General features: G+C 32.6%; 5 protein-coding genes. All 5 read right to left on the bottom strand.

What is annotated here, in order from left to right; all coding sequences use genetic code 11:
• Window positions 1–45: 45 nt before the first annotated feature.
• Window positions 46–498: an RDD family protein gene (locus V7056_RS03620; protein ID WP_499699378.1), complete on the bottom strand. Its 453-nt coding sequence runs from the start codon at window positions 496–498 to the stop codon at window positions 46–48.
• 457 nt (window positions 499–955) lie between these two features.
• The gene (locus V7056_RS03625; RefSeq protein WP_499699386.1) at window positions 956–1,786 is read right to left on the bottom strand and encodes an energy-coupling factor transporter transmembrane component T family protein; all 831 of its coding nucleotides are present in this window, start codon (window positions 1,784–1,786) and stop codon (window positions 956–958) included.
• Window positions 1,786–3,489: an ABC transporter ATP-binding protein gene (locus V7056_RS03630; RefSeq protein ID WP_499699380.1), complete on the bottom strand. Its 1,704-nt coding sequence runs from the start codon at window positions 3,487–3,489 to the stop codon at window positions 1,786–1,788. The genes V7056_RS03625 and V7056_RS03630 overlap by 1 nt, the downstream gene beginning before the upstream one ends.
• A gap of 82 nt (window positions 3,490–3,571) precedes the next feature.
• Window positions 3,572–4,129, bottom strand: coding sequence for an ECF-type riboflavin transporter substrate-binding protein (locus tag V7056_RS03635; protein ID WP_499699382.1), 558 nt, complete (start codon window positions 4,127–4,129; stop codon window positions 3,572–3,574).
• 36 nt (window positions 4,130–4,165) lie between these two features.
• Window positions 4,166–5,008, bottom strand: a complete 843-nt coding sequence (locus V7056_RS03640) for an SAM hydrolase/SAM-dependent halogenase family protein (protein WP_499699384.1) — start codon at window positions 5,006–5,008, stop codon at window positions 4,166–4,168.
• Window positions 5,009–5,087: the final 79 nt, after the last annotated feature.

Raw genomic sequence — 5,087 nt, forward strand, 5'->3', positions numbered from 1 at the left:
CCATTCTTTTTAGTTTATTGATGTAATTTACGCTATTATTCTCACTTAAACATCTATTACTTTCGTTTTCGCAATCATATCGTGAATTGTTTTTCTATTTCCTCTAAAAATTAGCAAAGGATCGATAAAAGCTATCACGTTGAAAACATACGATATGATTGGCAAAGATATCTGACCAAAAAATAAAAAGACCGACCTTACTAATATCGTTATCAAATCAACCTCTTCATCCGTATCTTTAACAACTGCAATTTTTATCCAACGTTTCCCAAGTGTCTGACCCTTCCATACAAAGGTTGGAATAATGACATTAAATATCAAAATGCTCAAAATTGAGATCATGAAAAATTTCACATTAAATGTGCTATCCATAAAATCAGATGTTGAAATACCTGTTAAAAATGACATTAGAATGAAGAATAAAAAAGTTATAAATGCATCAACCAATACGGCTAAAAGTCTGCTAGACCGACTTGCTAAATATAAATCATTATCCATTTTAATCCTCCTTTTGAATTAACATATTCTTAAAATAATCTATATATATCGTAAAAGAAACAAAAAATATTATTTAAGAGCGAAAAATGACTGAAACGGCTAATTAGATTAATAAGAATTTGATTGGACATAAACCGCTCGAATTCTTTGAGTTGTGGAATGATGAACCCCCACGGAAATCGAACTTACTACAGCGGAAATCACAGAATAACTAATCTTTATTAATGTTAATTTCTAAAGTCTTTAGATACTATTCTCTTAATAAGAAAAAGATTGGAACGAAAGGATGCTCGACTCCTATGGGAGCTGCGGGACAGCTGAGACCCCGGAGGCTCGCCGAGGAGGCTCAGCGCCCGCCCAATGGAAAGCGAGCATCCTGCAGTGGAAATCAACAAACTAATTTAAATTAGAAAAAAGAAGTTTACGCTTTTTGAGTAAACTTCTTCTAGTAGATTTATTAAAGATACGGATTATAAAAACGATTCCCATCATGGAAAGTAATAACCAGTGATCCTATAAATAGTATCCCTATAAAAACAAACGTAACATAGTCTCTCATTTCAAAATTACGTGCATTATACCAAGTCCGATAGTTTTTACTACCAAACCCTCTTAATTCCATTGCCGAACTAATCACTTCAATTCGATTCAAACTTGAAAAAATTAATGGCATTAGAATTGAAACAGAATTTACGATTCGCCTCCATAAATTTTGTTTGTTTGATAATTCCAATCCACGAGCTTGTTGTGCAAATGAAATATCTTGATAATCACGCTGCACATCTGGAATATAACGTAATGCAATCGCAACTGAGTAAGCAATTTTGTAATTTACTCCTATTTTATTTAACGAAGCAGCAAACTCACTTGGATTTGTTGTGACGATAAATAAAATCCCTACAGGAATAACCGTAAGATATTTCAAATTAATATTAAATTGATAGAATAATTGTTCAGATGTAATATATACATTACCAAAAAGGTGCAACAAATTATGTCTTGTCCCATAAATTTCAACACCTTGATCCGGTGAAAAAATAAAGGTCATTAAGCTATTAAATATCATGAAAAACAAAATAAAATAAAGTACAAATGAAATTTGCTTAAACGCTATTTTTGAAACTTTAAAACATAAGATACCTAATAGAAACATCACTAATAGAATTCGAGTGTCATATGTTACCATTGCGGTTGTAGACCACAATATAAAAAAAATAAGTTTCGTTGCACCTGTTAATTCATGTATAAAGGAATCTTTACTTATATAGGAAAGCATTGGATTGTTCATCAAACTCGAACCCTCCGATCATACTCTATGAATTTATGTACAAACTCAACTGAATTGATTATATTAGCTTTTTTAGCTAGCTGCTGTAATGAAGTTTCTTTTAAATTCGCCTGTTCTATGATATCTGAATTCGTTAAAATGTTAGGTGCCAAATCGTCTGCAACGATCTTTCCATCAGAAAATACGATTGCTCTTTTTGTATATTCAAGCATTAAGTGCATATCGTGCGTAATGAAAATAATCGTCATACCTCTATTCTGCAGTTCCTTTAAAAATTCCATCATTTCATTATAATGTTTATAATCTTGTCCTGCGGTTGGTTCATCTAATATGATAATATCTGGATTCAGCACTAGAACGCTTGCGATTGTTACTCTTTTCTTCTGACCAAAACTTAAAGCAGAAATTGGCCAGTTTCTATATTCAAACAAACCACAGACCTTTAATGTATTCATCACTCTTTCTTTTATTTCGTCTTGTGAGACGCCTCTGAATTTCAAACCTAAAGCTACCTCATCAAAGATTGATGTTTGTGAAATCATTTGGTTTGGGTTTTGAAGAACGATCCCAATATATTCTGCACGTTCTTTGATTGATAAGCCCTTCATATCTTTGCCTTTCAGAAGAATCTGCCCATTCGATGGCTGATAAAACCCACAAATTAATTTTGAAATAGTAGATTTTCCTGCCCCATTCTTCCCGACAATACTAACCATTTCACCTTTACTTATTTTAAAGGACACATTTTGAATAATTTTTGCATTTGGTCTGTAACTAAATTCAATTGATTTTAGTTCTAACACAACTTCATTATCTACTGAGCTTTTTAATCTGTCTGTACTTTGAAACCAACTTGTTATTTGGTCAATATATGAATCTATTATGATTGAATCAATATTTTTGGGTTCTGATTCAGGGGTAATCTCGCACCCTGCATATTTTAAGGCAGTGATGTAAAGCGGTTCGCGGATGCCTATGTTTTCAAGTAAGTTTGCACTTAATAATTCATTTGTATTGACATCGGCTAATATCTCACCTTCATTTATAACAATAATTCGATCAATATCAATTTGAAGAACTTCTTCTAAACGATGTTCAATAATAATCACTGTACTATTCGTTTTTTGATGGATATCTTCAATTAATTCCATCGCAATTTTTCCAGTTGCCGGATCTAAATTCGCAAGTGGTTCATCAAATAATAATATATTTGCTTGATCAACCATTACCCCACCAAGCGTTACTCTTTGTTTTTGTCCCCCTGATAATTGGTGTGGTGCAGAATGTAGATGATGATCAATCCCAACCATTTTCGAAATATCTTTCACCGTCTCAATCATTTCAGATTGGTGTACGCCAGTATTTTCTAATTTAAAACCTATATCTTCTGCGACAGTCAAACCAATGAATTGCGCATCCGGATCTTGTAACACGGTACCAACAGAATGAGACAACTCAAAGATTGATTGATTTTTTGTTTCTTTACCATTTATTTTTAAACTTCCACTTATTTCACCTTCATAAAACGATGGGACTAAGCCGTTTAAACAATGTGAAATCGTACTTTTCCCAGAGCCAGATGGACCAACAATTAATATTTTTTCACCCTCATAGATTGTTAGATTAATATCTTTCAGCGTTGGATTGGACTGTGCTTTGTATTGAAACGAAAAGTTTGTAAACTCAATAATTGCTTTTTTCAATTTCATCTTCCTTTAATCAATAAAATTTTAAGTTTTGGTTCATTTATATGAAAATGAAAAAGGTCGGTGAGATTTCCACCGACTACATATCCTTTGTTAAACTACCTTGTTTTGGTCTTGTTTTTGCATATACTGTTAATAAAATCGTTCCTAAAATTGCAACCGTAACTATATTTGATATACCTGCAACAGCACCTTGAACAAATACCTTATTAACTGGTTCTGAATAAATGAAAATATCTAATACTGGCGCCACAACAAACCAAGCTAGTGCGTTTGCAATGATTTGAATTAAATTAAATTGAATGATACCTTTATTACCGAATTCACCATTTTGAATATTGATTTTTTTAGCTGCCAAACCAATGATCAAACCAACAATCGCTGATGCGATTACCCAGCTAAACCAAGGAGAACCATAAAAAATTGCATCCTTTAATGTATGACCAATTAGCCCTATTAGTAATCCAGCCAGTGGTCCATATAAAACAGCCATAAGTGCTAAAAATGCATATGCAGTTTCAATATTTGTATTAGGAACTCCAGTTGGTATTGAACCGAATCTTCCTAAAATAATAAACACCGCTGCTCCAATTCCAATCGCAACAATTGTTCTAATCGACAAATTACTATTATTCATTCCACACTCTCCCTTTTAACTTTCTATCTCTAATTTTTAATTTGAAACCGTGATTGAAATTATCCAGTCTATTCCTGTTGAAATACCGTATTCTTTTGTAAATGATCCTTGATTAACAGCAACAGCCATTTGATCGAGACTGTTAGCATAAAGAATCGGTTCACCAATATTTACATCGGCAAATGACTTTCCATATTTAACCATCTGATGAAAAATTATTTCCCCTTTATTTTCAATCGAAATGTCAACTGTATCTCCATAATTGGCACCTAGATTAATAAACTCTGTTCTAGCAATATTTGTCCAAATACTACCATATCGAATATCAAGAATATCAATTGTTCCATTTATTTTATTGTTTTCTCTAGTGCATTCTTTTGTAGGTAATTTTATGTATGAACTTGGATCAACTTCTGGTCCAATATTTTCGAAATCAATCATCCCAGAAGCTAAACGTGCTCCTGTATATGCAAAAATATCTCTTCCATGAAAAGTATAACTTTCACTTGAATTCGGTAATCTATTGATTTCCTCATCAATGACTCTTAGTTGATTAATTCCATCATTTTTTGCAATATGCGTTAATGTTCCATTATCAGGGGTAATGATGTAGTGATTTGAATTCGTTCTTGCTACGACACTTCTTCGATCTGAACCAACTCCCGGATCGACTACTGAAACAAAAACTGTTCCAACAGGCCAATAATTCATCGTTTGAACCAAACGATAGGATGCTTCCCAAATATTATACTGAGGAATATCATGGGTTAAATCGTACATCTTTAAATCTTGATTCACACTACAAGCAACACCATACATAGCACTAACTGCTCCGTCTAGCAAACCAAAATCAGACTGAAATACCAAAGCGTTACCCATCTACACACCCCTATTATAAGAATATTTAAAATTAAATATAAATTCTATTAATTTATTAGTCAATATAAAAAAGTATTTA

It is taken from the genome of Bacillus sp. JJ664, assembly GCF_036962205.1.
Taxonomy (GTDB): domain Bacteria; phylum Bacillota; class Bacilli; order Bacillales; family Bacillaceae_G; genus Gottfriedia.